27 protein-coding genes and 1 pseudogene are annotated in these 24,639 nt (G+C 68.3%); 20 read left to right on the forward strand and 8 right to left on the reverse strand.

The genetic code is table 11. The annotated features are described in order from the left end of the window. Position 1: 1 nt before the first annotated feature. The 5 genes from ASC91_RS02610 (at position 2) to ASC91_RS02630 (ending at position 4,074) form a co-directional block, all read left to right on the forward strand. Positions 2-535, forward strand: a complete 534-nt coding sequence (locus ASC91_RS02610) for a YceI family protein (protein WP_056191782.1) — start codon at positions 2-4, stop codon at positions 533-535. A 51-nt stretch (positions 536-586) separates the two neighbouring features. Beyond that, positions 587-1,156: a YceI family protein gene (locus tag ASC91_RS02615; protein ID WP_056191784.1), complete on the forward strand. Its 570-nt coding sequence runs from the start codon at positions 587-589 to the stop codon at positions 1,154-1,156. Positions 1,157-1,372: 216 nt separating this feature from the next. Further along, complete coding sequence (locus ASC91_RS02620; RefSeq protein WP_056191786.1) at positions 1,373-2,815, forward strand: sensor histidine kinase; 1,443 nt, start codon at positions 1,373-1,375, stop codon at positions 2,813-2,815. Continuing rightward, the gene (locus ASC91_RS02625) at positions 2,812-3,213 is read left to right on the forward strand and encodes a hypothetical protein (RefSeq protein ID WP_056191787.1); all 402 of its coding nucleotides are present in this window, start codon (positions 2,812-2,814) and stop codon (positions 3,211-3,213) included. The genes ASC91_RS02620 and ASC91_RS02625 overlap by 4 nt, the downstream gene beginning before the upstream one ends. 18 nt (positions 3,214-3,231) lie before the next feature. After that, positions 3,232-4,074, forward strand: a complete 843-nt coding sequence (locus tag ASC91_RS02630; RefSeq protein WP_056191789.1) for a LytTR family DNA-binding domain-containing protein — start codon at positions 3,232-3,234, stop codon at positions 4,072-4,074. A 145-nt stretch (positions 4,075-4,219) separates the two neighbouring features. On the opposite strand, the gene ASC91_RS02635 is transcribed toward ASC91_RS02630, so the two are convergent. Further along, positions 4,220-4,996: a ferredoxin--NADP reductase gene (locus ASC91_RS02635; protein WP_056191791.1), complete on the reverse strand. Its 777-nt coding sequence runs from the start codon at positions 4,994-4,996 to the stop codon at positions 4,220-4,222. Positions 4,997-5,112: 116 nt separating this feature from the next. Next, on the reverse strand, positions 5,113-5,601 hold the full coding sequence (gene soxR / locus ASC91_RS02640; protein WP_235531787.1) for a redox-sensitive transcriptional activator SoxR: 489 nt from the start codon (positions 5,599-5,601) through the stop codon (positions 5,113-5,115). Positions 5,602-5,631: 30 nt separating this feature from the next. Here soxR and ASC91_RS02645 point away from each other — a divergent pair, with 30 nt between their 5' ends. From ASC91_RS02645 to ASC91_RS29935, 4 genes and pseudogenes are all read left to right on the forward strand, one after another. After that, entirely contained in the window at positions 5,632-6,630 is a 999-nt protein-coding gene (locus ASC91_RS02645; protein ID WP_162247728.1) for a questin oxidase family protein, read from the forward strand. A gap of 29 nt (positions 6,631-6,659) precedes the next feature. After that, positions 6,660-7,232, forward strand: a complete 573-nt coding sequence (locus ASC91_RS02650) for a helix-turn-helix domain-containing protein (protein WP_056191796.1) — start codon at positions 6,660-6,662, stop codon at positions 7,230-7,232. Further along, a pseudogene (locus ASC91_RS29930) lies at positions 7,223-7,597 on the forward strand (GNAT family N-acetyltransferase); the annotation flags it as partial. The gene ASC91_RS02650 and the pseudogene ASC91_RS29930, both read left to right, overlap by 10 nt. A 78-nt stretch (positions 7,598-7,675) precedes the next feature. Further along, entirely contained in the window at positions 7,676-8,197 is a 522-nt protein-coding gene (locus ASC91_RS29935; RefSeq protein ID WP_056192612.1) for a GNAT family N-acetyltransferase, read from the forward strand. Here ASC91_RS29935 and ASC91_RS02660 read toward each other — a convergent pair. The 3 genes from ASC91_RS02660 to ASC91_RS02670 all read right to left on the reverse strand — a co-directional run bounded on the left by ASC91_RS02660 (position 8,184) and on the right by ASC91_RS02670 (position 11,892). Further along, positions 8,184-10,496: an ATP-binding protein gene (locus ASC91_RS02660; RefSeq protein WP_056191798.1), complete on the reverse strand. Its 2,313-nt coding sequence runs from the start codon at positions 10,494-10,496 to the stop codon at positions 8,184-8,186. The genes ASC91_RS29935 and ASC91_RS02660 overlap by 14 nt on opposite strands. A 94-nt stretch (positions 10,497-10,590) precedes the next feature. Further along, positions 10,591-10,872 (reverse strand): DUF3567 domain-containing protein, encoded by a 282-nt coding sequence (locus tag ASC91_RS02665; RefSeq protein WP_056191800.1) that lies wholly within the window; start codon positions 10,870-10,872, stop codon positions 10,591-10,593. Positions 10,873-10,995: 123 nt separating this feature from the next. Continuing rightward, complete coding sequence (locus tag ASC91_RS02670; RefSeq protein ID WP_056191802.1) at positions 10,996-11,892, reverse strand: hypothetical protein; 897 nt, start codon at positions 11,890-11,892, stop codon at positions 10,996-10,998. Positions 11,893-11,926: 34 nt separating this feature from the next. Here ASC91_RS02670 and ASC91_RS02675 point away from each other — a divergent pair, with 34 nt between their 5' ends. The 4 genes from ASC91_RS02675 (at position 11,927) to ASC91_RS02690 (ending at position 15,568) form a co-directional block, all read left to right on the forward strand. After that, a complete protein-coding gene (locus tag ASC91_RS02675) occupies positions 11,927-12,709 on the forward strand; it encodes a hypothetical protein (protein ID WP_056191804.1) in 783 nt (260 codons plus the stop codon). Further along, positions 12,706-13,644, forward strand: coding sequence for a nucleoside hydrolase (locus ASC91_RS02680; RefSeq protein WP_056191806.1), 939 nt, complete (start codon positions 12,706-12,708; stop codon positions 13,642-13,644). The genes ASC91_RS02675 and ASC91_RS02680 overlap by 4 nt, the downstream gene beginning before the upstream one ends. Positions 13,645-13,845: 201 nt before the next feature. After that, a complete protein-coding gene (locus ASC91_RS02685; protein ID WP_056191807.1) occupies positions 13,846-14,850 on the forward strand; it encodes a sensor domain-containing diguanylate cyclase in 1,005 nt (334 codons plus the stop codon). 40 nt (positions 14,851-14,890) lie between these two features. Then, positions 14,891-15,568, forward strand: coding sequence for a DUF4197 domain-containing protein (locus ASC91_RS02690; protein WP_056191809.1), 678 nt, complete (start codon positions 14,891-14,893; stop codon positions 15,566-15,568). Here the strand turns inward: ASC91_RS02690 and ASC91_RS02695 are convergent. Beyond that, positions 15,565-16,050, reverse strand: a complete 486-nt coding sequence (locus ASC91_RS02695) for a GFA family protein (protein ID WP_056191810.1) — start codon at positions 16,048-16,050, stop codon at positions 15,565-15,567. The two genes, ASC91_RS02690 and ASC91_RS02695, sit on opposite strands and share 4 nt — an antisense overlap. A 92-nt stretch (positions 16,051-16,142) precedes the next feature. Between ASC91_RS02695 and ASC91_RS02700 the strand changes: the two genes are divergently transcribed. Further along, on the forward strand, positions 16,143-17,048 hold the full coding sequence (locus ASC91_RS02700) for a ProQ/FINO family protein (RefSeq protein WP_056191812.1): 906 nt from the start codon (positions 16,143-16,145) through the stop codon (positions 17,046-17,048). Positions 17,049-17,061: 13 nt separating this feature from the next. Here the strand turns inward: ASC91_RS02700 and ASC91_RS02705 are convergent, their stop codons facing one another. After that, the gene (locus ASC91_RS02705) at positions 17,062-18,441 is read right to left on the reverse strand and encodes a M17 family metallopeptidase (RefSeq protein ID WP_056191814.1); all 1,380 of its coding nucleotides are present in this window, start codon (positions 18,439-18,441) and stop codon (positions 17,062-17,064) included. A 166-nt stretch (positions 18,442-18,607) separates the two neighbouring features. On the opposite strand from ASC91_RS02705, the gene ASC91_RS02710 reads away from it, so the two are divergent. The 5 genes from ASC91_RS02710 to ASC91_RS02730 all read left to right on the forward strand — a co-directional run bounded on the left by ASC91_RS02710 (position 18,608) and on the right by ASC91_RS02730 (position 22,766). Further along, positions 18,608-18,787, forward strand: a complete 180-nt coding sequence (locus ASC91_RS02710; protein ID WP_056191816.1) for a hypothetical protein — start codon at positions 18,608-18,610, stop codon at positions 18,785-18,787. Positions 18,788-18,905: 118 nt separating this feature from the next. Further along, a complete protein-coding gene (locus ASC91_RS02715) occupies positions 18,906-19,484 on the forward strand; it encodes a hypothetical protein (RefSeq protein WP_056191818.1) in 579 nt (192 codons plus the stop codon). 10 nt (positions 19,485-19,494) lie between these two features. Further along, positions 19,495-20,049, forward strand: coding sequence for a tRNA-uridine aminocarboxypropyltransferase (locus ASC91_RS02720; RefSeq protein ID WP_056191820.1), 555 nt, complete (start codon positions 19,495-19,497; stop codon positions 20,047-20,049). 9 nt (positions 20,050-20,058) lie between these two features. Further along, positions 20,059-22,164, forward strand: a complete 2,106-nt coding sequence (locus tag ASC91_RS02725; protein ID WP_056191822.1) for a protein-disulfide reductase DsbD — start codon at positions 20,059-20,061, stop codon at positions 22,162-22,164. Continuing rightward, positions 22,161-22,766: a redoxin domain-containing protein gene (locus tag ASC91_RS02730; protein ID WP_056191824.1), complete on the forward strand. Its 606-nt coding sequence runs from the start codon at positions 22,161-22,163 to the stop codon at positions 22,764-22,766. The genes ASC91_RS02725 and ASC91_RS02730 overlap by 4 nt, the downstream gene beginning before the upstream one ends. A gap of 6 nt (positions 22,767-22,772) precedes the next feature. On the opposite strand, the gene ASC91_RS02735 is transcribed toward ASC91_RS02730, so the two are convergent. After that, the gene (locus tag ASC91_RS02735) at positions 22,773-23,696 is read right to left on the reverse strand and encodes a glutaminase (protein WP_056191826.1); all 924 of its coding nucleotides are present in this window, start codon (positions 23,694-23,696) and stop codon (positions 22,773-22,775) included. A 25-nt stretch (positions 23,697-23,721) separates the two neighbouring features. On the opposite strand from ASC91_RS02735, the gene ASC91_RS02740 reads away from it, so the two are divergent. Next, positions 23,722-24,630, forward strand: coding sequence for a class I SAM-dependent methyltransferase (locus ASC91_RS02740; RefSeq protein WP_056191828.1), 909 nt, complete (start codon positions 23,722-23,724; stop codon positions 24,628-24,630). Positions 24,631-24,639 lie beyond the last annotated feature (9 nt).

Here is a 24,639-nt window from a genome sequence, read left to right on the forward strand (position 1 = left end):
CATGAAACGCCTGATCTCCGCCCTGCTGATCGCCACCAGCGCCCTGGCCGCCCAGGCCGCCACGCTGCAGCCCGAGAAGAGCGACCTCAGCTTCACTTTCAAGCAGATGGGCGTGCCGGTGGACGGCAAGTTCAAGAAGTTCGAAGCCCAGCTCGATTTCGACACCAAGAAGCCCGAGGCCGGCAAGATCGCCTTCACGGTGGACCTGGGTAGCGTGTCCCTGGGCGACGCCAGCTTCGACGCCGAGCTCGCCAAGACGCCCTGGTTCGACACCAAGCGCAACGGCAAGGCCACATTTGTGTCCAGCGGCATCAAGGCCACCGGCCCCGGCAAGTACGACGTGGCCGGCAAGCTGAGCATCAAGGGCGCCAGCCGCGATGTCGTCGTGCCCCTCACGCTGGCCTCTGGCGTGGCCAGCGGCAGCGTGGCCATCAAGCGCCTGGATTTCAAGATCGGTGACGGCGAATGGGCCGACACGTCGATGGTCGCCAACGACGTGACCGTGAAGTTCAAACTGTCCTTTTCCGGCATCTAGTCGGCCTGTAACCTCCCACCCCTCTCTTCCCACCCCCCGGAGACCTTCACGATGAAGAATGCCCTGTTGCTTGCCACCCTGATCGCCGCCGCTGGCGCCGCTCAAGCCCAAAGCGCCACCTACGCCATTGATCCCAGCCACACCGCGGTCACCTTCGAAGCCAAGCATTTCGGCACCAGCACGCTGCGCGGCCGCTGGGACAAGAAGGAAGGCACGGTCACGCTGGACAAGGCCGCCAAGACCGGCAAGGTCGAGTTCACCATCGACATGGCCTCCCTCACGACCGGCACGGCCCCGTTCGACGGCCACCTGAAGAGCAAGGACTTCTTCGCCGTCGAGGAGTTCCCGACGGCCAAGTTCGTCGGCGACAAGTTCAGCTTCAACGGCGACAAGGTGGCCAGCGTCTCCGGCGAGCTGACGCTGCGCGGCAAGACCAACCCGGTCACGCTGACGGCCACCAACTTCAACTGCTACGAGAACCCGCGCCTGAAGCGCGAGGTCTGCGGCGGCGACTTCGAGACCACCATCCAGCGCAGCCAATGGGGCATCGTCTATGCGATGCCGGCCGTCACGCCCGACGCCATCCGCCTGCTGGTCCAGGTCGAGGCCATCAAGCAGTAATCTGCCTGCCGACGCCCTCTGCAAGCCCGCCTCTGGCGGGCTTTTTGCTGTGTGGTCCGTGAACTATTCCCGAGCCCTTCACGGCGGTGTCACGCCGACCGGCACGGCCTGTCGCAGCCCCATGCAGTTCGTCATGCGTCCCGGCCGGAGTGTCGCGCCGGGCCCGCGCCGCCCAAAGCCCCTGCGTACAGTGACTCCCAACGACAGACCCCGGCCATGACTCCCTCCTTCTCCCCCAGCCCCCAGCAAAAGCTCTGGATCGAGCGTTGGCAGCGTTTTTCCGCCACCGTGGTGCGGTATTTCCACATCTACGCCGGCTGGCTGGTCGGCATCAGCTGGAAGCGCTTCGTGCTGCTGTCGCTGGCGCTGCTGATCGGCGTCAACGTGCTGAAGAACCTGCCTCCCTTCACCTGGCGCATCAGCGAGCAGGTCGAGGAGCATGACCACGGCGCCGTGCGCCGCCAGGCCAAGCTCGAGGCCGAGGCCAAAAAGGCTGCCGACCAGGCCCGCAAGGCGGTCGACAGGGCCGAAAAGGGCGGCAAGAAGGTGGCCGACAAGGGCGTTCACTACGAGGTCAAGATCGACGAGCGTGGTGTGCGCATCCAGCCCGTGCGCTCCGCAGCCTCGGCAGCCAGCGCCGCCGACGGCGACGACGGCGAGCCCAAGGCCAACGAGGCACCGGCCATTTCCATCGACTTCCCCAAGAGCGCCCGTCCCGAGGACATCCGCGCCGCCATCGACCAGGCCAAGGAGCAGCTCAGCCAGCTCAAGCAGGAGGCCGAGGAGGTCAAGGAAGCCCAGGAAGCCGCCGCCGACGCCCAGGCCGCCCTGCAGCAGGCCGCCGAGGAAGCCAAGGACGCGCAGAGCCGCAAGCGCGTCACCATCGTGCATGCCGGCGACTCCCTGGTCGACCTGGCCATCCTGTGGATCCTGGCCTCCGCCGTCATCAAGGCCATGTACAAGGGCCGCATTCAGGCCGAGGTCAAGGCTGCCCAGGCGGCCGAGAACGCCGAGAGCGAGGCCCTGAAGCGCCAGGTCATCGAGGCCCGCATGGCCGCCATGCAGGCCCAGGTGGAGCCGCACTTCCTGTTCAACACGCTGGCCTCCATCGACCACCTGATCGAGACCGACCCGCCGCGTGCCAGCCAGATGCAGAAGAACCTCATCGCGCTGTTGCGGGCCTCCATGCCCACCATGCGTGAGGCCAACGCCACCGCCACCCGCGACCTGGGCCGCGAGTTGGCCGTCATCAAGCCCTACCTCGAGATCCTGAAGGTGCGCATGGAAGAGCGCCTGCAGACCGAGATCGATGTGCCCGAGGGCCTGCTGTCGGCCGAATTCCCGCCCATGATGATTCAGGGCCTGGTCGAGAACGCCATCAAGCATGGCCTGGAGCCCAAGGCCGAGGGCGGCACGCTGAAGGTCAAGGCCGAGATCGTGCACGGCAAGCTGGCCGTCACGGTCGCCGACACGGGCCTGGGGTTTGGCCGGGCCGCCACCTCGGGCACCGGCGTGGGCCTGGCCAATATCCGCGAACGCCTGCAACTGCTGCACGGCAACCGCGCCAGCGTCACCGTCACCGAGAACCAACCCAGTGGCACGGTCGTCACGATCACCGTGCCCTATCGCAGCCGCAACGACGAAGGAGCCACGGCATGAAAACCCTGTTCAAGATTCTGTTCATCGGCACCGCGCTGATGGTCCTGATGGCGATGTTCGGCGGCTTTGCGCTGCTCCATCATGGCGGCCCCGACATGCACATCGTGCTGGACGACGGCGAGTTCTTCCTCGGCGGCAGCGATGTCGGCGACTGGCTGGGCGCGACCATCGGCCTGTTCGTCGCCGGCATCATCTGCGTCATCGTCGTGCCACTGGTGCTGCTGCTGGGTGTGGCCCTGCCGCTGCTCATCGTCGGCGGCGTGCTGGCCCTGGTCGTGGCCAGCCTGCTGGGCGTCGGCGCCGTGCTCGGCTCGCCGCTGATCCTGCTCGGCCTGCTGCTCTTCGTCGTCATGCGCAACCGCCGCCGCGCGAACGCGAGCAGGTCGACGCCGGCCTGAGCTAGTAGCATCGTCGGCATGAACACTGCAGCACCCATCCGCGCCGTTCTGGCCGACGACGAAAGACTGATGCGCGAGCAATTGCGCGCCCGATTGGCCGAGGTCTGGCCCGAGCTGGACATCGTCGCCGAGGCCAAGAACGGCCTCGAGGCGGTCGAGCTGACCAAGGAGCACAAGCCCGATATCGTCTTCCTCGATATCCGCATGCCGGGCCTGACGGGCGTCGAGGCCGCCCGCCAGATCGCCCAAATGGGAGATGAGGGGGAGGGCTCGGGGAACGACGACTGGCTGGTGCCCGAGATCGTCTTCATCACGGCCTACGACCAGTACGCCGTCGAAGCCTTCGAGCAGGGTGTGGCCGACTACGTGCTCAAGCCCGCCGAGCGCGAGCGCCTGCAGCTGACGGTGGCTCGCATCAAGAAGCGCCTGGCCCAGCGCGAGGCGCCCTCCAACGACTTCAGCGACAGCGCGCCGGTGCCGCTGCAGCAGCTACTGCACAAGCTGTCGGGGCAGATGAACCCGGCTGGCAAGCCGCAATATCTGCAGTGGATCCAGGCCACGGTCGGCCAGGCCATCCAGATGATCCCGGTCGAGGACGTGCTGTTCTTCATCAGCGACGAGAAGTACACCCGGGTGCAGACAGCCAAGGTCGAGGCCCTGATCCGCAAGCCCATCAAGGAGCTGGTGGACGAGCTGGACCCGCAGGTCTTCTGGCAGATCCACCGCTCCACGCTTGTGAATGCGCGCGCCATCGACGGCATCACCCGCGACTTCCGCGGCCGCCAGCTGGTGGGGGTGCGCGGTCTGACCGAGAAGCTCGAAGTCAGCCGCAGCTACACGCACCTGTTCAAGGGCATGTAGGCTCGCGCGAGCGGCGCATCCCTGCTTTGGGCGATCTGCGGCGTTGCAAATGCTCGCCGGGCGCGAGCCCGGCTCCGCTTTGCGCCTTGCAGCTCATCCCAAACCAGGGCGCGCCGCACGCGCGGCGGCACTGGCTGAAAGTGGGTTACTTTTCTACAAACGCGCGCTCGATGACGTAGTCGCCGGGCGTCGTCGTGCTGCCTTCCTTGAAGCCGCGGATCTCCAGCATCTCCTGCATGTCCTTCAGCAGCGCGGGGCTGCCGCACAGCATGATGCGGTCGGTCTCGGGGTCCAGCGCCGGCAGGCCCAGGTCTTCCTGCAGCTTGCCGGTCTGGATCAGGTCGGTGATGCGGCCCATGTTCTTGAAGGGTTCGCGCGTGACCGTCGGGTAGTACAGCAGCTGCTCGGCAGCGAATTCGCCGAGGAATTCGTGCTGGTGCAGTTCGACCGTGAGGTGGTCGTGATAGGCCAGCTCGTTCACGTGGCGCACGCCGTGCACGACGATGACCTTTTCGAAGCGCTCGTAGGTCTCGGGGTCACGCGCGACGCTGATGAAGGGCGCCAGGCCGGTGCCGCTGCCCAGCAGGTAGAGGTTCTTGCCCGGCAGCAGGTAGTCGATCAGCAGCGTGCCCGTGGGCTTGCGGCCGACGATGATCTTGTCGCCTGGTTTGATGTGCTGCAGTTTGGAGGTCAGCGGGCCGTCCGGCACCTTGATGCTGAGAAACTCCAGCTGCTCTTCATAGTTGGCGCTGACGATGCTGTAGGCGCGCAGCAGCGGTTTGCCCGTCTCGGTCTTCAGGCCGATCATCGTGAAGTGGCCATTGGAAAAACGCAGGGCCTGGTCGCGCGTCGTCGTGAAGCTGAACAGGCGGTCGGTCCAGTGGTGGACGGTCAGGACGGTCTCTTCGTGGAAGGCACTCATGGCAGTCGTTTTGGCGGACGGTTTGGCGGACGGTTTGGCGGACGGTTTGGCGGACGGTTTGGCGGGTTAACCCGGGTATTTTCGCCGGGAAGTGCTCACCCGCCGTCGCCAAGGGGTCAAGTCGCGGTTTCGATGCGCAGAAGCCTCGCCCCGGCACCCTCGCTGCGCTTGACGTCCTGGGGGTTGTACAGCGCGCAGGCTTTTAGGGACAGGCAGCCACAGCCAATACAGCCCGTCAGCCGCTCACGCAGCTGCTGCAGGGCCGCGATGCGTTCGTCCAGCAACGGCGCCCAGCCGGCCGACAGCCGCGTCCAATCCGCCTTGGTGGGGGTGCGGCCCTGAGGCAGGGTGGCCAGGGCGGCCTTGATCTGCGGCAGCGTCAGCCCCACCACCTGGGCCGCACGAATGAAGGCCACCCGCCGCAGCACGTGGCGGGGGTATTGGCGGTGCCCGCCGGCGCTGCGGCCGCCGGCGATCAGGCCCTCGGCCTCGTAGAAGCGCAGCGCGCTGGCCGCCACGCCGGCACGCTTGGCCAACTGGCCGATGGTCAGCGGTGCGGCGGACTCCATGGCGCTTGACTTCAAGTCCACTTGAACTTCGAGCATGGCGCCATGTTCCCACAGCCAAGAGCCGCCATGCTGACCAAGACCGCCTTGCCCGCGCCCGCCACGCTGGCCCAGTTGCACCATCTGCTCGACGCCGGTGCGGCGCTGGCGCCCACCTACCGGGGCCGACTGAGCAACCACCTGCCCATGGCCCAGCAGGCCTTGCTGGAGTTGGGCGCCTCGGCGGCGCGGCTGCAGGCCTGGACCGAAAGCTACGAAGTCCACCTCGAACCACGCGTCGCCGCTCGCCCGGGCAGCGTCACGGTCGAGCGCGACCTGGGCCGACCCGACAGCGAGACCGCCTGGCATGCTCACTTCGCGGCGCGCATTGCGGAGATCGGTGCGGCCGGCACGTTGCGCAAGGCTCTGTCCCTGCTGCTGCCTGGTGTCGGTGCCATCGCCTTCCATGGCCTGATCCGCACCGGCCATGCGGTGCTGGCCGGCCACGAGGGCGAGCTGGCCGCTGGCCTTGCGCACTGGGCGGCCCACTTCCTGCCGCTGCCGACCACGGCAGACGGCCCGCCGCTGGAACTGGCCGATTGGCTGCCGGCGCTGAGCAAGCTGTCGCGTCCGGCCTACCCGGCAGGTGCGCTGATCCACGGCCGCATGCAGGCCTGGGGCGAATCGCCGGATTTCGCCGCAGTCGCCGGGCGGCTGCGCCATGGGCCGGACGCACTGCGCGACCTGGCGCTGCTGGCGGCCCGCACCTATGCGGCGACCGGCAACTTCACCGTGCTGCATCTGCTGACGGCCAGCCACGCGATGGTGGTGCTGGAGCCCTGGTGGCCGGCGCCCCAGCTGGCGCGGGGCTTCAGCGTCGCCGCTGCTGCCGGCCTGCTGGCCAGCGGCGCCGAGCCGGCGCTGATGCTCGACCGCCCACCCAGCCGCCCCTGGCCGGCGCTGATCGCGGCGGCCTGCGAACAGGACGATGCCCATGTCATCAAGCTCACCCACGCCGCCTGGCGCCTGGGCCGGCGCTGGCCTGACCCTGCCTGGCGCCGCGCCGTCGAACGCGCAATTCCATTTTGATGGAAAACAAATTCCAGTAAACTGGATGAATGGATATCACGCAACGCATCGGCCGCCGCCTGCACGAACTGCGCTCGGCCGCCGGCCTGTCGCTCGACGCACTGGCCAACAAGAGCGGCGTCAGCCGCTCCAACATCTCGCTGATCGAGCGCGGTCAGAGCAGCCCGACGGCCGTGGTGCTCGACAAGCTTTCGTCGGCGCTCGGCGTCAGCGTCGCGTCGATGTTCGAGGCTGGTCCGGCACCGACCACACCCTCGCCGCTGGCGCGTGTAGCCGAGCAACCCGTCTGGGACGACCCGGCCTCGGGTTACCGCCGCCGCAACGTGTCGCCCGCCGGCGTGTCGCCACTGCAACTGGTGGACGTCATCTTCCCGGCCGGCCAGCGCGTCTCCTTCGAAACCTCGGAGCGTGATGCCGACATCCACCAGCTCGTCTGGATGATCGATGGCGCCATGGAGATCGGCCACGGCAGCGAGCAGTGGCAGCTGAACCCGGGCGACTGCCTGGCGATGCGGCTGGATGCGCCCATCCGTTTCCACAATCCTGGAACCAAGCCGGCGCGTTACCTCGTGGCCTTGAGCGGGGCCAAGTCATGGCGCTGAACCTCGTCACTGTCGCTCCGGACCACACTGACGCGCGCTTGCTGCTGGACGAGTTGTCCGCTGCACTGCAGGCGATCACCGGCGACAGCGGGCGCAGCGGTTTCGCGGCCGACGACGTGCGCGGGCCGCGCAGCCGTTTCGTCATCGCACAGGACGAGGCCGGCGCGGCGCTGGGTTGTGGCGCCCTGCGACCGCTGCAAGATGGTGTGGCGGAACTCAAGCGCATGTACGCCCGCCCCGGCTCGCACGGTGTCGGCGCGGCGTTGCTGACTCATTTGGAGTCATCTGCGAGGCACTTGGGCTACCGCGCCCTGTGGCTGGAAACACGCGCCGTGAACACCCGCGCCGTGTCGTTCTACGAGCGGCATGGCTACCGGCGCATCGACAACTTCGGCCGCTACGCAGGCAACGCGGCGGCGGTGTGTTTTGGCAAGGAACTAGACATGGCCGTCACGATCAAAGAACTGGATGCGGCGCAGGCCGAGGCGCGCATGGACGAACTGGCCGTTGTGCTGCTCGACTGCGTGGCGGGTGGCGCCTCAGTGGGCTTCATGGCCGACCTGTCGACCGAACGTGCTCGGGTGTTCTGGCAAGGCGTGGCAGGGCAGGTGGCTGACGGCAAGCGGCACCTGTTCGTGGCGCTGGATGACGCCGGGCGGGTGTGCGGCACGCTGTCTCTCGTCGTCGACATGCCCGACAACCAGCCGCACAGGGCCGACGTGTCCAAGATGTTGGTTCATCGCAGCGCGCGCCGGCAGGGTGTGGCCGAACACCTGCTGCGGGCGCTGGAGGTAAAGGCTCGTGAGTTGGGCAAGACGACGCTGGTGCTGGACACCGTCACCGGCAGCGATGCTTCGCGGGTCTATGAGAGAACGGGTTGGCAGCGAGCGGGCGACATTCCGAACTACGCATTGATGCCGGAAGGGCGGTTCTGCTCGACGACCTACTACTTCAAGCCGCTCTGAACCCGATGCCTCTGCGTTCGCGGACTTCCGGCTTCGCCCGATGCTCCGCCTCCAGCTGAGCCAAAAACTCATCCGGCGTGAAGGCCTCGCCGAGGATCTCGACCTGATTGCGCACAGCAGCAAAGTCGCCATGCGTCAGGCAGTCCATCGCGACCAGCCGTGAGCGCTGCTCATCGGTTGGCACCGCACCCGCCTCGCGTTCGAACATCGCCACGCGCTGCTCGGGCTTGAGCGCCTTGAAGCGGATCTTGAAAGCAAAGCGCCTCAGCGCAGCCTCGTCGAGGTCGTCAAACAGATTGGTCGTGCAGATGAAAAGGCCGCTGAAGCGCTCCATGCCGGCCAGCATCTCGTTGACCTCCGACACCTCGTAGTTGCGCTCGGCGTGCTTGCGGCTGCGCAAAAAGCTGTCGGCTTCATCCAGCAGCAGCACGGCGCCTTCGGTCTGGGCCGTTTCGAACATGCGCGCCATGTTCTGCTCGGTCTCGCCGACGAATTTGCTGGCGATGTCGCTGGCGCGCCTGACCATGAGCGGCCGGCCCAGGGCCTGGGCGATGTGCTCGGCCAGGGCGGTCTTGCCGCTGCCGGGTGGCCCGTAGAAGCAGAGTTGACCCGCGCCCTTGCGGCGCAATGCCTCGACGATGCGCGGGATCTCGAAGCGGCTTTCGCAGTTCAGCAGATCCAGTGCGTAGCTGGTGACGCAGGGCCGGGCCATGCTGCTGCCGTCGTCGCGGCCCAGGGCCTTGTCGGCGTTGAGCAGCTGGCGCTCGATCAGTTTCTCGGCGTCGTCGGCCGAGCCGGCCAGCTGGGCGAAGCGTACGGCTGTGCGGATCTGCGCGGGCGTCAGGCCCGGGCGTTCCGCCAGCTTGGCGATGAAGCCTTCGCTGACGGGCACCTCACCCAGCGCCTTGGCCACCAGCCCCTTGCGGGCGCCGGGCGGCGGCGACTTCAGCTCCAGGTGGTACTGGAAGCGGCGCCGGAAGGCCGGGTCGATCTGCTCGATGCGGTTGGTGACCCAGATGACCGGCACCGGGTTGGTTTCCAGGATCTGGTTGACCCAGGCCTTGCCGCTGACCGAGTTGCCGACCCCGCCTTCGCCGCTGGCGTCCAGCCGGTTCAGCAGCGAGGCTGTGTCGCTGGACAGCGGCGGGAAGACGTCCTCGACCTCATCGAACAGCAGGGCCACATTGGCGCTGGCCTTCAGGAAGACCTGGCTGATCTGCAGCGAACGGTAGCGGTCGCGGCCCGACAGTGAGTTGCCATCGCGGTCGGCATACTCGACCTCGTACAGATCCAGCCCCGCAGCTGCGGCAGCCACCTTGGCCAGCTCCGTCTTGCCCGTGCCCGGCGGGCCGTACAGCAGCACGTTGACGCCGGTCGCGTGCGTGGTGACGGCCTGGCACAACAGGCCTTGCAGCAAGCCCAGGTCGTCGCTGACGAACTGGAAATCGCTGGCGCCCAGCGTGCTCAGCGTGGCGGGCCGCGTGAAGACGGCCATCAGGTCATGCGGGCCCTGGTATTCGCGCATCAGCACCGGCGGCAGCTGGTCGCTGACTTTCATCAGGTCGGCCAGGTCGGTGATGTTGTGCTCGGAGATCAGGTTCTCGACCATGCCGATGCGCTCGAGGCGTGAACCGGCGCGCAGCGCCTCGGCGACCTCGCGTTCGTCCACGCCGGCAACGGCGGCGATTGCCGCGAAGGCTTCCTGCGCGGTGTTGACCTTGAACTCGACCAGCGCCCCGCGCAGCTCACGCTGGTAGCGGGCGAGGGTGCCGTACAGCAGGATGGCCCGCTCGGCGGGGTTGAGCTGCAGCAGCGTGCCCAGCGCAGCGATGTTCTTCTCGACCAGCGTCGACTCGCGCTTGAGCTGGCGGTCCAGGTACTCGCAGGTGGTGGCCAGCAGGGCCATCATGTCCTTGGGCGCATCCTTGACGTATTCGTCTAGGTAGAAGAACAGTGTGGCTTCCGAGAAGGGGCCGCTCCATTGGCCGAAGCGGTCGAGGAAGGCTTCGTCACTCAGCGCATCGTGGCCGCGCCACAACTCGTTGCCGGCGCAGCGCTGGCCCAGATAGCCGCGCAGCCTTTGCAGCACACGCGTGGGCCAGACGAGATGGCGGCCCGTGAAGGACAGCAGGCCGTTGAAGTCGCGCCGCAGGTTGAAGCGGCCGGCGTGCCTGACGGTCAGCGTCAGCACGAACTGCGAGCACATGCGGTCCAGCACCGGAGCGCTGTCCAGGCCGGGCGAGGGCAGCAAGCGGGCAGATGCCCGGGCGGCTGTCTCAGCGGCGACTCGCTTCACCATTCGATGGGCTCCTTGCGCAGCCTGCAGCGGCGGCGCGGACCCATCTTGTATCAGGCTTGGCGGCAGAGCAACGTCAGATCGGCCCCCTAAACGTTCAGTGCATCACGACCGGTTGCTGGCCCATCACGGCATAGCGCTCGATGAAGGCGTCCAGTTCGTCCTCGGAAGGCTCGCCATCGTCGATGAGGGCCTGCACGCCTTGCTGGAAGGATTCGGCCAGGGCGCCTTCGATGAAGATTTCCTTGCGGGCGAACTTGTCGACGATCTCAAAACCGCCTCGGTTCAGCTGCGGGCCGGCCTCCACCGCCTGGAGCTCGGCGTGTGGGACGTCGAACTGGACGACGATGAAGCTGTCGGAGTTGTAAAGCATGTGCATGGAGTTCTCCTCAGGGCTTCAGCTGCGGGTGAGGCCTGGTGTTTCAAGCCCCGCTTGGTTCAGATACTGGCAGAACGCCCCGCTGTTCGGGTCATCCCATAGCCCAGCAACGTGTAGGAAGCGTCAGGAGTTCACGTCGGACAGACGGATCTCGAAACCGCGCGTTTCGGGGTCGCCCTGGCGCAGGCGGACCGGCCAGTAGCCGCGATTGGGGTCCAGCCACAGCTCCACGCCAGGGTCTCGCTCACCCAGCGGCAGGCGTCGCAGATGCAGGCTGCCGGCGTCTTCAGGCGTCGCATCCACGGTCTCGAAGGTCCATTCCCGCAGTTCGCCGCGCAATCCGGCCACCCAGACACGCCAGCGCCCACCCGGTGTCGGGGCGGCCTGCACCAAGGCGGCGAGTTGCAGCCACCAGGACAGGCGGTCCTGCGCGCCCTCTGGCAGTTCGAGCTGGGCCGGGTTGGCCGAGAAGCTGACACGCCGCCCTTCGGCATCGAAGTTGATAGCCTGGCGGTCCTGACCGCCGCGCTGCAGCGCGAAGCGTTCGGGGGCCAGGCCCGCACTGCCGGTATGGCCCAGGCTTTCCAGGGCCGGCAGCGCGCGCTCGCCGATGCGGCGGGTCAGGCGCAGGCTGTAGCGGCCATCGGCTTCAGGGCGCCAGTCCAACAGCGCCTCGCCATCCTGGCCGCCCTGGCGCAGCCGGTACTGCCAGGCGGCTGGGCCGGCCAGGCGCAGCGGCGGGGCCTCGGGGGCGGCGATGGGGGCTTCAACGGCGGGCATCGGTGGCCTGGCGCTGGCGCGGGGCGAGCGGGCCTGAGGCAAGGGCCGGGTGGATGGGGTGGGCTCGGGCAGGGCCATGGGCAGCGTCGGCGGCTGCAACAACGCGATGCTGACGGCCCGCGCCGGCCGAGCGGCGCTGTCGTCGCGCACCCGCTCACCACCCAGCAGCAGCGCGTGGGCGAGCAGGCTGGCCGCCAGCGCAAACGTGGCGGCGCGGGGGAAGGGCAGGGCGGCGCGCATCGCACAATGCTGCCATCACCCTGAACTCCCGCTCATGAAACTCGCCAGCTACGCCGACGGCTCGCGCGACGGCCACCTCGTCGTCGTGTCGCGCGACCAGACCCAGGCGCATTACGCCACCGGCATCGCCACGCGCTTGCAGCAGGTCCTCGATGACTGGGGCTTCCTGTCGCCGCAGCTCGAAGACCTGGCCGTGCAGCTGAACCACGGCAAGCTGCGCCACGCCTTCGCTTTCGAACCCGAGAAATGTGTCGCGCCTCTGCCACGCGCTTATGGCTGGGCCGTTGCCGACGCCGAAGGCGGCGTGCGCCGCGAAGCTGGTCAGTTCCATGGCGCGCATCAGCCTTTGAGGGCGCCGGCGGCCTGCGAGCCGGCCCTTGCCGTCATCACGGGCGACCTGGCGGCAGCGAGTGATGCCGCCTCGGCACTTGATGCCATGCGTCTGCTGACTTTTGCCGTGGACTGGCGCCTGGACGGCGAATTGATCGCCACCCACTGCGCGCCGTTGGCCGTCACGCCTGATGAGTTGGGCGAGGCCTGGGGCGCCGGCCGTCTGCAGGCCCGCCTGGTGGCCCTGCACAACGGCGCCAAGCTCGATCCGCGCGACGTGGCTGCCCTGCCCGGTGACGCACTGGCGCGTCTGGCCCGCTTGCGGGCGCTGCGCGCCGGGCAGTTGGCCGGCTCGGCCCTCGGCGCGCTGGAGCTGCCGCTAGCGCCCGGTGACAGTCTGCGCCTGGACCTCAAGTCCGCCGACGGCCAGCACAGCCTGTTCGGCGCCATCGACATCGATCTCGCACCGCCACCCGCATCCGTATGAGCCAAGCCATCATCATTGACACCGACCCGGGCCAGGACGACGCCATCGCCCTGCTGCTGGCCGCTGCCTGCCCGGAGCTGGAACTGCTCGGCGTGACCACGGTAGCCGGCAATGTGCCGCTGGCGCTGACGACACTGAACGCCCGCAAGGTCTTGGAATTGGCCGGCCGGCGCGACGTGCCCATCTGCGCCGGTGCCGACAGGCCGCTGGACGTGCCCCTGGTCACCGCCGAGCATGTGCACGGCGACACCGGCCTGAACGGCGTCGAGCTGCCCGAGCCGACGCTGGCCCTGGACCCGCGCCATGCGGTCGACTTCATCATCCAGACCCTGCGTGAGCGCGAGGCCGGCACCGTGACGCTGTGCCCGCTGGGGCCACTGACGAATATCGCGCTGGCCCTGCGCCAGGCGCCCGACATCGCGGCGCGCATCCGCCGCATCGTGCTGATGGGCGGCGGTTTCTTCGAGGGCGGCAACGTCACGCCGGCCGCCGAGTTCAACATCTATGTCGATCCGCAGGCGGCCCATGAGGTGTTCACGAGTGGCGTGCCCATCACGATGGCGCCGCTGGACGTCACCCACGAGGCGCTGACGACGGCGGCCCGCATCGAGGCCATCCGCGCCTTGGGCAACCGCGTTGGCAGCGTCGTCGCCGCCTGGATGGAATTCTTCGAACGCTTTGACGAGGAGAAATATGGCCAGGACGGCGGCCCGCTGCACGACCCTTGCGTCATCGCCTGGCTGCTGGCGCCTGAGCTGTTCACCGGCCGGGACTGCAATGTGCGCGTCGAGACCCGGAGCGAGCTGACGCGCGGCATGACGGTCATCGACTGGTGGGCCGTCACCGGCCTGCCTGCCAACGCCCAGGTGCTGCGCCATGTCGATGCCGACGGCTTCTTCGCGCTGCTGACCGAGAGGCTGTCGGCTCTGCAGTGAGTGCGTCATTGAGCGAAAGCCGGGATGGTCCGGCAGGGCAAGATCCGGAACTCCATTAGTACGCGCTTGACGCATAGATGATGTGCAAACGGGTATCGACATCATTTATATCCGGTGAGACACTGGCCATTGGGGGGGACACCGCAGCGCCCGGGGTGGAAGAGGCGCATCGTCGCGCGACGGCGCGTCGAGGAGACATCGATGCCGACCAGAGACAAGCTGCTGGAGGTCATCGCATTGCAGACCGAGGTGGCCGGACTGGGGCTGGACCTGGATTTGGACCTGGGGCGCCTGCTGGACCGCGTCGTCAAACGCACCCTGAGCCTGGTGGATGCCGACGGCGCCGCCCTGGAGATGGCCGAGGGCGACGAGATGGTCTACCGCGCGGCGGCCGGCATGGCGGAGGGCAGCCTGGGCCTGCGGCTCAAACGCAGTCACAGCCTGTCGGGCCTGTGCGTCGCCCAGGGGCGGGCACTGCGCTGCGACGACGCACTGCTCGATCCGCGCTGCGACCGCGCCGCCTGCGAGCGCCTGGGCCTGCGCGCCATGGTCGTCGTGCCGCTGCGTCATCACGGCGTGACGGTGGGCGTGCTGAAGGCCATGTCCAAACGCGAGGGTCATTTCGCTGACCGGCATCTGTCCCTGCTGGGGCTGGTGTCCCAGCTCGTCGCCGCGGCCATGTATTTCGCCACCCGCTATGCGCCCGCCGAACTCTTCCACAAGGCGACGCATGACGGGCTGACGGACCTGCCCAACCGCTCCCTCTTCCTGGATCGCCTGCATGCCTCGCTGGCCCAGGCCATGCGGGACGGCCAGCCGCTGGCCGTCATGATGCTGGACATGAATGGCCTCAAGCGGATCAACGACGGCTTCGGTCACCGTGCCGGCGACGCGGCGCTGTTGGAGTTCGCGCGCCGCCTGGTTGGCGGCCTGCGCCAGTCCGACATGGCGGCGCGGCTGGGGGGTGACGAGTTCGGCGTGCTGCTGCGGCCGCTGGCGGCCGACGGCGGCCTGGAGGCGACGATGCAGCGGCTGGCGGCGCATCTCGACGGCGGCTTCGAGTTCGAAGGCCGGCTGCTGCAGGTCGGTGCCAGCATGGGCACGGCCTGCTTCCCCGAGGATGGCATGGATCTCGGCCGGCTCATCGAGCTGGCCGACCAGCGCATGTACCGCCACAAGCGCGGCCTGCAGCACGCCCACGCCTGAGCCGGTGGCAAGATGGCGCTCCGTCTCACCGGAGCCCGCCATGCAACGCCGCCTCGTCATCGCCAGTGCCCCCGCGCTGTTCCTGCTGCGCCCGGCCTGGGCGCTGAACCTCAGCGAGGGTGATGCCAACGCCGGCATCCGCGCGGCCCTGGAGCGCGGCGCCAATTCGGCGGTGTCGCTGCTGGGGCGTCCCGACGGCTTTCTCGGCAACCCGCTCGTCAAGATCGAGCTGCCGGGTTATCTGAGGGACGCCGCCAAGCTGCTGAAGGCCACCGGGCAAGGCAGGAAGCTCGACGAGCTCGTCACAGCGATGAACCGCGCCGCCGAAGCCGCCGTGCCGGCGGCCAAGCCGCTGCTCGTCAAGGCGGTGAAGGACATGAGCGTCGAGGACGGGCTGAAGATCCTCAGGGGTGGTGACGACTCGGTGACGCAGTTCTTCGCCGTGAAGACGCGCGAGCCGCTGGGCCAGCAGTTCCTACCCATCGTGACCAAGGCGACCGAGAAGGTGTCTCTCGCCGACAAGTACAACGCAGTCGCCAGGAAGGCCGGCGGCTTCGGCCTCGTCAAGGGCGACGAGGCCAACATCCAGCAGTACGTGACGGCCAGGGCGCTGGACGGGCTCTACCGCATCATTGGCGAGGAGGAGAAGAAGATCCGGCAGGACCCGGTTGGTACGGGCAGCGCCATCCTCAAAAAGGTTTTCGGCGGGCTGGGCTAGGGCCTGTAGTGCGCCTTGTGCCACTCGGCCAATGACATGTCGGGGTACTCGTCAAAGCGCGGGTCCCGAGGCGAGCCTTCCACCTCGACCCAATCCGCCTTGGAACCCACCATGCAATGCACGTGTTCGGGTGGCGTCGGCAACGGCGTGTCGATGGCGCTGGCATGCGGGTGCACAAGCTCCGGCCAAGTCGGGTCCCAGAGCCACAGCGCGCTGCCGCACTTCATGCAGAAGTAGCGCCGCCCGCTGCTCTTGTGCCGGCCATTGCCTTCCTTGTTCGGCAGCTTGGCGCGGTAGATGCGCAGATGCCGCTTGCCCTTGACCTTCATCGTGTGCGTCTGAGCGCCGAGGTTGATCGCATAGCCGCCGGCGCCGGCCGTCTTGCGGCAGATGGAGCAGTAGCAGCGCATGAAAGGGACGGGCGAGTCGGCCTCGACCGAGAACTTCACGCTGCCGCAATGGCATGAGCCTTCGAGGTGCATTTGCTGGCCTTTCTGTGGGATGGCGTGCAGGAGCCCATGATGGCCGACAATCCCGGCCCTTGCCTGTTTGCTGCCGCTTCGACGGCTTTGCGATGAATTCCGATCTTCCTGATCCCGTCACCCCGTCCGAAGAACCGGCAGCCGCTGTGCCCGCACCCGTGCCTGTGCCTGAGGCCACACCGGCGGCCACACCCGAAGCCGCGCCCCAGATCGAGAGCGCGACCGAGGTTTCCGCCGACGCCGCGCCGGCTGCTGCTGGCTCGCCCGCTGCGCCGACGGTAGACGCCACTGCCGAGCTCAAGGCCCTGTTCCCGGCCCTGTTCACCGGCAAGCCCAAGCCCGTCAAGCTGCGCGTGCAGGCCGACATCCAGGAGCGCGCACCGGGCAAGTTCAGCAAGGCTCAGCTCAGCGCCTTCCTGCGCCGCCACACCGGCAGCACCGGCTATCTGATCGCGCTGACCCAGGCCAAGAGCCGCTTCGACCTCGACGGCAACCCCGCCGGTGAGATCACGGAAGAGCATCTGAACGCCGCCAAGGAAGAGCTGACTCGCCGCCGCGGCCTGAAGCAGGAGCGCGAGCAGGTGGAGCAGGAGCGCCACCAGCTCGAGGCGCAGCAGCGCCGCAACCGAGCCCAGCTGCTGTGGGACTTCGAGCGCACGACGCTGACCGAGGCCAACTTCTGCGTGCTCAAGGGCGTGGTGCCTGAGGAGCTGCCGGGCCTGCTGGAGATCGCTCGCAAGGAGCGCGCCGAGGCGCCGCCTGCCCCGCCGCGGGAGGTGCGCCGCGATGGGCCCCCGCCGCGCCGCGATGACCGACGCCCCGGTGGTGGCGGTCGCCCCGAGGGGCGCTCAGAAGGTCGCCGCGAAGGTGGCCGGCCGCCGCAGCGTCAGGGCAAGAAGCCCGATCAGCCGCGCCGCGATCAGGCGGCCAAGCCCCAGGTAGCAAAGGCGCAGCCGGCCCCCGAAGCTGAGCCGACCAAGGATCAGGCGCCCGAGTAATCGGGCCGCGTCATCAGGCCGAGTAGCGTTGCTCCAGGTAGGCGAGCAAGGTGCGGATCGTCTGCGCCTCGCCGCCCACTGGCCGGCCGGCGCGAGGCGCGTCGTTCCAGGCGAACAGGTCGACGTGCAGCCAGTCCTGCTGCGGTGGCAGGAAGTCTTCCAGGAACAGTGCTGCGTTGATGGCACCGGCCAGCGGGCTCTTGCCCGTGTTGACGATGTCGCCGATCGTGCTCTCGATGCCGGCGTGATACGGCGCCCACAGCGGCATATGCCAGAGCGGGTCGTCGAGCTTCAAACCCAGGTCGACCAGATCGCGGGCCGTGTCCATGTGCTTGGCGAACAGCGCCGGCAGCTGGGCGCCCAGGGCCACGCGCGCGGCACCCGTCAGCGTCGCCAGGTCGATGACGAGGTCGGGCTTGCCCTCGGCCGCATAGGCCAGCGCATCGCAAAGGATGACGCGACCCTCCGCGTCGGTGTTGCCGATCTCGATGTGCAGGCCCTTGCGCGTCTTGATGACGTCGCCGGGCCGGTAGGCGTTGCCCGAGATCGAGTTCTCGACCGCCGGGATCAGCAGCTGCAGGCGCACCGGCAGCTTCAAGGCCATGATGAGGGTGGCCAGGCCCAGCGCGTTGGCCGCGCCGCCCATGTCCTTCTTCATCTGGCGCATGCCTTCGCCGGGCTTGATGTTGAGGCCGCCGGTGTCGAAGCAGACGCCCTTGCCCACCAGGGCCAGCTTGGGGTGCTTGGGATTGCCCCAGTTCAGCTCGATCAGGCGAGGTGAGCGCGTGCTCGCGCGGCCGACGGCGTGAATGCTGGGGAAGTTCTTCTTCAGCAGGGCGTCGCCGATGGTTTCTGCATAGGTCGCGTCGTATTGCTTGGCCAGCGCCTTGGCGGCGGCGGCCAGCTCGGCCGGGCCCATGTGCTCGGCCGGCGTGTTGACGAGATCGCGCGTGGCCGAAATCGCCGCCGCCAGCGCCAGGCCGCGTTCGGCGTCAGCACCGCCCTTCAGCACCAATGTGGCCGGCGCGCGCTTGGCCGGCTTGTAGAGGTCGAAGCGGTAGCCGCCCAGCTCCCAGGACATGGCCGCGCCCTCCGGCAGCAGGGCCAGGCCGGCGTCATCCAGCTTGTAGACACCTTCCGGCAGGGCCAGCGGCAGGTGGCTCAGCGCAAAGGGGTGGGCGCTGTGGGCCACGCCGGCAAAGACCTGGGCCAGGCGGCCATTGGGGCCGGGCACCAGGGCGTGGCTGTCCGGCGCACCGACAAAGCCGACCGTCGCCAACCAGGCGCGGGTGGCCGGTGGCAGGCCGGGGGCCAGGGCCTGGAAGGCCGCGCGGTCCACGACGGTGATGGGAGTGGCCTTGGCCGGGAGGGTCTTTTTCAGCTGGACGGTCATCGCGGAGTCCTGGATTCAAAAGCGGCATTGTCTGCATAGCCGGTGACCGCAGGCCACAAGTGCAAAGAAGTGTGTTTGGCCTGTCAACCACCCCCAACCAGCCCGCGTTGTGCCTCCCAATCGCGCCCCACTCGGCGTGAGACGGCCCTCAAAAGGCCAGACAGCCATGATGAAGATCCAGCCCCGCACTGAACACCCGCCGCGCCGCCTGCCCCTCTCCGAGGTGGCCTGGAGCGCCGAGGAATCCGTCGAAAAGGGCCGCAAGCACGAGGCCTTCGACACCGGTTTCTACAGCGGCGAACGCCGCGGCCTCGCCCGCGCCATGCGCCTGGACCGCAAGCGCTGAAATCGGCAACTCTCCTCTTTGCGGCCCGCCGTCCGACACCGGACGGCGGGCTTTGTTTTGGGCTGAACGGGAAATCCTCCCGGATTTGCTGGCGTGACAGCGCCGAGAATGCGCCCCCATGAAAGCCGCCCGCCGCTCCATCGCCTTCTTTTCCGGCCTCCTGCTGTACTGCTTCGGCGCGGGCGCCGCCATGAAGTACGCCAGCACCGGCCTGCCGCGCCAGGTCTATGCCCAGCTGGGTGGCCGCAACAGCCTGCAGGTCATGCTCGGCGAGGCTGTCGCCATTGCGCTGCTGCTCTTCATTGCCGCGCTGATCTGGGGCTATCTGACGCTGCGGCCGCAGCGCCGCCGGCACCGCCCCTATGTCGCGTGGATGATGTCCGGCGTCGGCGTGGCCTGGGCGGGCTGGTTGATCTTCGGCGCCTTCAGCTTCGCGCTGAAGCCGCGCGCCTACTCGGCGCCCCTGCAGAGCATGCTGCTGTCGTCCAGTGCGGCGCCGCTGTTCGGTGCCTTCAACATCTTCGGCGTCGTTGGCGGCGTCTGGCTGGCCGGCCGGCTGGCCAAGAGGCGCCAGGTCGGCTTGCCCACCACGCGCTCGCGCCGCCACCACGGCGAGGAGGAGTCGGCCGCTGATGCCGGCGCCGACAGCACGGTGTCGACCATCGCGCCGCACTCCGTGTCGCCACCGGTGAACTGAGCCGAGGCGCATGCCCCGCGCGGTCTGCCCGCGCTGCGAGCGCCCGGCCTGCACCTGCCTGTGCGCCACGCTGCCGGCGCCGCTGGCCGTGCGCACCGAACTGCTCATCCTCCAGCACCCGGCCGAGGCCGGTCATGCCAAGAACACCGCCGCCTTTCTGACGCTCGGCCTGAGCCCAGCCGCGTGCCTGCTGCGCGGCGAGGCTTTCGACCCCGCACTGGCCCGCCCCGGCACGGCGCTGCTCTACCCGGGCGAGGGCGAGCCGGGCACGTTAGCCGAAGTGAATCGCCTCATCCTGCTGGACGGCAATTGGCGCCAGAGTCGCCGCCTGTTGGCAGTCAACCCCTGGCTGGCCGCGCTGCCGCGGCTGAGCTTGCCCGAGCAGCCCGGCCGCTATGCGATACGCCGAGCCCACCGCCCTGGCCAGCTGTCAACACTGGAAGCCGGTTTGCATGCCTTGGCCCTGTTGGAAGGCGGGCCGGAACGCTTCGCACCGCTGTGGGCCGCATTCGATGCATTTGTTCAGGCAGGCCTGTCACGACAGGGTGAAAGCGGGATGGCCTAGGATTTCGGGATGTTCTCGTTCCTGCGCCCCCTCCTTCCGGCTCTGCTGGCCGCCCCGCTGCTGGCCTTTGCCGCACCGCCCGAAGCGTCCACGGAGCATGTGCAGGCCCGCCTCGTCTCCAGCCAGGCCGCGGTGGCGCCGGGCCAGCGCTTCACGGTGGCACTCGAGCAGAACATCAAGTCGCACTGGCACACCTACTGGCTCAACCCGGGCGACTCCGGCCAGGCGACGACGATCGACTGGAGTGGCGCCCAGGCCGGGCCCATCCAGTGGCCCACGCCGGCCATCCAGGCCATCGGCCCCATCGTCAACTACGGCTACGAAGGCCGCGCGGCCCTGCTCGTCGACTTGACGGTGCCGGCCGACGCCAAGCCCGGCAGCCGCTTCAAGCCGGCAGCCGAGGTGAAGTGGCTGGTCTGCAAGGATGTCTGCATTCCCGAGCAGGTCAGCCTGGGCCTGGACTTGCCGGTGTCGGCCACGGCCAAGGCAGGTGCCGATGCGGCCCAGATCGAGGAATGGCGTGGCGCCATTCCCAAACCGGCAAATTTCGCCGTGCAGCTCAAGCCCGCGCCGCAAGGCGTGCGCCTCAGCGGCCCAGCGACTGGCCTGAATCTGCCCATCAGCAAGGCCTATTTCTTTGCCGACACCTGGGGCGCCGTCGCTCACAGCGCCCCCCAGGCGTTCCGAGCCGAGGGTGCCGGCTGGGTGCTGGACATCCCTGCCGGTGACGAACCCTTGCCTGCCGGCAAGCCGTTGTCCGGTGTCATCGTGCTGACGACTGCGGCCGGCGAACAAGCCTGGACCGTGTCCGCGCCCATGCCCGAAGGCGCCGGCAAGGGGCCTGGTCCGGCCGATCTCAGCGCCCCTGCGGCCGAAACCGCCACGCCCCCCCCTGCGCCAGAAAGCGACCTCGGCCTGCTGCCTGCCCTGACCCTGGCCCTGGTTGGCGGCCTGATCCTGAACCTGATGCCCTGCGTCTTCCCGGTGCTGTCCATCAAGGCGCTGGCCCTGGTGCGCGAGGGCAATCACAAGGCGGAGGGCTTGGCCTACACGGCCGGTGTGCTCGTCAGCTTCGCGGCGCTGGCGGCGGTGTTGATCGCGCTGCGCGCGGGCGGCCAGCAGGTGGGCTGGGGCTTCCAGTTCCATTCACCGGTGTTCGTGCTCATCGTCAGCTATCTGCTCTTCCTGGTCGGATTGAACCTGTCGGGCTTCTTCGAATTTGGTGGCAGCTTCACCGGCGTGGGTTCCAGCCTGGCCGCGCGCCAGGGCCTGGCGGGCAGCTTCTTCACCGGCGTGCTGGCGGCTGTCGTCGCCACACCCTGCACGGCGCCTTTCATGGGGGCCGCGCTGGCCTTTGCGCTGTCCCAGCCGGCGGCGGTGCTGCTGGCTGTCTTCCTCGCGCTGGGCCTGGGCCTGGCGCTGCCCTTCCTGCTGCTGGCTTTCTGGCCCGCGGCGCAGCGCTGGTTGCCGCGGCCCGGCGCGTGGATGGACAAGTTCAAGCAGTTCCTCGCCTTCCCGATGTATGCGGCCGTCGTCTGGCTGCTGTGGGTGCTGGCCCAGCAGGCCGGGCCGGACGGCGTCGCGATGGCGCTGGGCGGCCTGGTATTGATCGCCTTCGCGCTGTGGCTGCACCGCGCCGGCAAGGGCGTCATCAGCGGCGTGGCGATGGTGGCCAGCTTCGTGCTCGCGCTCAGCGTCATTCACTGGATCAGGCCCGTACCCGCCGACGCTCATGCCGCCGCCCCGGGATCGGCCATCGAGGCCTACAGCGCCGGGCGCCTGGCCGAACTGCGCGCTCAGAACAAGCCCGTCTTCGTCAACATGACGGCGGCCTGGTGCATCTCCTGCCTCGTCAACGAGCGCGTCGCGCTGTCGCGCCCCGAGGTCAAGGACGCCTTCGCCAAGGCCGGCGTGGCCTATCTGAAGGGCGACTGGACGCGTGAGGACCCGAACATCACCGCCGTGTTGAAAGCCCATGGCCGCTCCGGCGTGCCCCTCTACCTCTACTACGCACCGGGCGCCGCCGAGGCCCAGGTGCTGCCGCAAATCCTTACCCCCGGTCTCATCGTCGAGGCCATCTCTGTGCCCCCCGCCTCTTCCAGGAGTTCGACATGACCTTGCTTCGCCGCAGCCTGCTCGCCGCCCTGATCCTTCCCGCACTGGCTCACGCCACGGCCAATGTCGACGCGCCCGCGCCGACCTTCTCCGCCACGACGGCCGACGGCAAGACCGTCAATCTGGCCGACTACAAAGGCAAGACCGTCGTGCTGGAGTGGACCAACCACGACTGCCCGTATGTCAGGAAGCACTATGGCGCCGGCAATATGCAAACCCAGCAGAAAGCCGCCGCGGCCCAGGGCGTCGTCTGGCTGCAGGTGATCTCCTCCGCGCCTGGCCAGCAGGGCTTCGTGGACGGTGCTACCGCGCAGAAGCTCAACGCCGATCGCGGCGCAGTGCCCACTGCGACCCTGCTCGACCCCAAGGGCGAGCTCGGCAAGCTCTACGGCGCGCAGACGACACCACACATGTACGTCATCAAGGCCGATGGCACCCTGGCCTACAAGGGCGGCATCGACAGCCTCGCGACGCCCGACAAGGCCGACATCGCCAAGGCCGAGCCCTACGTCACCGAGGCCCTGGCCGCGGTGGCTGCGGGCCGCAAGGTCGAGAAGGCGTCGACGCGACCCTATGGCTGCAGCGTCAAGTACGCCAGCTGATCTCGCCTAGAAGACCGACAGCCCCGTCTTCGCCACGAACAGCTCCAGCGCCCGGCGGCCCAGCAAGGAGTTGCCGGTGCTGTCCAGCGCTGGCGACCAGACGCACAGCGTGAGCTGGTCGGGCACCACGGCGACGATGCCGCCCCCGACGCCGCTCTTGCAGGGCAGGCCGATGCGGAAGGCGAACTCCCCTGCAGCGTCGTAGGTGCCACAGGTCAGCATCAGCGCATTGACCCGGCGCGTCTGCGCCGTGCTGAGCACGGGCGTGCCGGCCAGCGGGTGGCGGCCGTCGCGGCACAGATAGCCGGCGGCGCAGGCCACCTGTTCGCAGCTCATCGCGATGGCGCATTGATTGAAGTAGACGTCCAGCACCGTGGCGACGTCGTTGTCCAGCGTGCCAAAGGCCTTCATGAAATTGGCCAGCGCCGTGTTGCGAAACCCGGTGTCGGCCTCCGAGCGCGCCACTTCGGCGTCGATGCGGACGGCCTCGCCGCACAGCCGGCCCAGCAGCGCCAGCAGTTCGGTCTTGGCGTCACCCTGTGAGACCAATCGATCCGCGACCGCGATCGCGCCGGCGTTGATGAAAGGGTTGCGCGGAATGCCGCGCTCTGTCTCCAGTTGCACCAGCGAGTTGAACGGGCTGCCCGAGGGCTCGCGGCCGATGCGGTCCCACATGGCCTCGCCCAGCGCGCGAATCGCCAGCGTCAGCGAGAACATCTTGGACATGCTCTGGATGGAGAAGGGCACGGCGCTGTCGCCGGCCGCGGCCGTCTCGCCCGCGCAGGTGCGCAGCGCGATGCCGAACTGAAGCGGCGACACCCGCGCCAGCGCCGGGATGTAGCTGGCAACCTTGCCGCCGGCCGTGGCGAGTTGCGGGCGCAGTTCGGCGTTGATCTCGTCGAGGATGAGCTGGAGGTCCATGGCGGCCATTCTGGCCCGGGACAATGCTTCACCCATGCAAGCTCTGCTCGACGTCATCGCCGCCTCGGCGGCCCTTCCCCAGGGCGCTCAACGCCTCTTCCACGGCCGCGGCGGCCTGCATCCCGGCTGCGAGCACCTGACGCTGGACGCCTACCCGCCTGCGCTGCTGCTGACCAGCTTTGAGCCGCTGGCCGACGAGGCGCTGGCTGCCATCGGTGCGGCGATCATGGCGCGCTGGCCTGAGGCGCCCTGGGTCTTCCAATGCCGCCAGGACGGCGGCCGCGTTCAGACGCGCCTGATGGCCGGCACCCTGCCCGAGCCGCACGTCGTCAGCGAGGCTGGAATACCCGATACACGCTACCTCGTGCACCTGCTGCGCGGCCAGAACCATGGCCTCTTTCTCGACATGGCCGAGGGGCGACGCTGGGTGCGCGAGCAGGTGCAACCGGGCGCCAAGGTGCTCAACCTGTTCGCCTACACCTGCGCCTTCTCGGTCGTCGCGCTGCAGGCCGGCGCGGCCGAGGTCGTCAACGTCGACATGGCCTCGGGTGCGCTGGCCATCGGCCGCACCAACCATGAACTCAACGGTGTGAAGGCGGGCGCCAGGTTCCTGGCCCATGACATCTTCAACTCCTGGGGCAAGCTGACCCGCGGCGGGCCCTATGACCTCGTCATCTGCGACCCCCCCAGCTTCCAGAAGGGCAGCTTCGTCGCGACCAAGGACTACGCGCGGCTCGCAAAGCGGCTGCCTGCGCTGCTGGCGCCCGGGGGCCAAGCATTGCTGTGCCTGAACACGCCCAAGCTGGGCCTGGATTTCCTGCACGGCGTGGTGGCCGAGCACGCACCGGAGCTGGTATTCGTCGAACGCGTGGCGAATCCGGAGGTGTATGCGGACGTCTCGGCAGATCGAGGACTCAAGGTGTTGGCCTATCGCCTGCCCTGAGCCTGCCGC

The organism is Pelomonas sp. Root1237 (assembly GCF_001425055.1).
Lineage (GTDB): Bacteria > Pseudomonadota > Gammaproteobacteria > Burkholderiales > Burkholderiaceae_C > Pelomonas.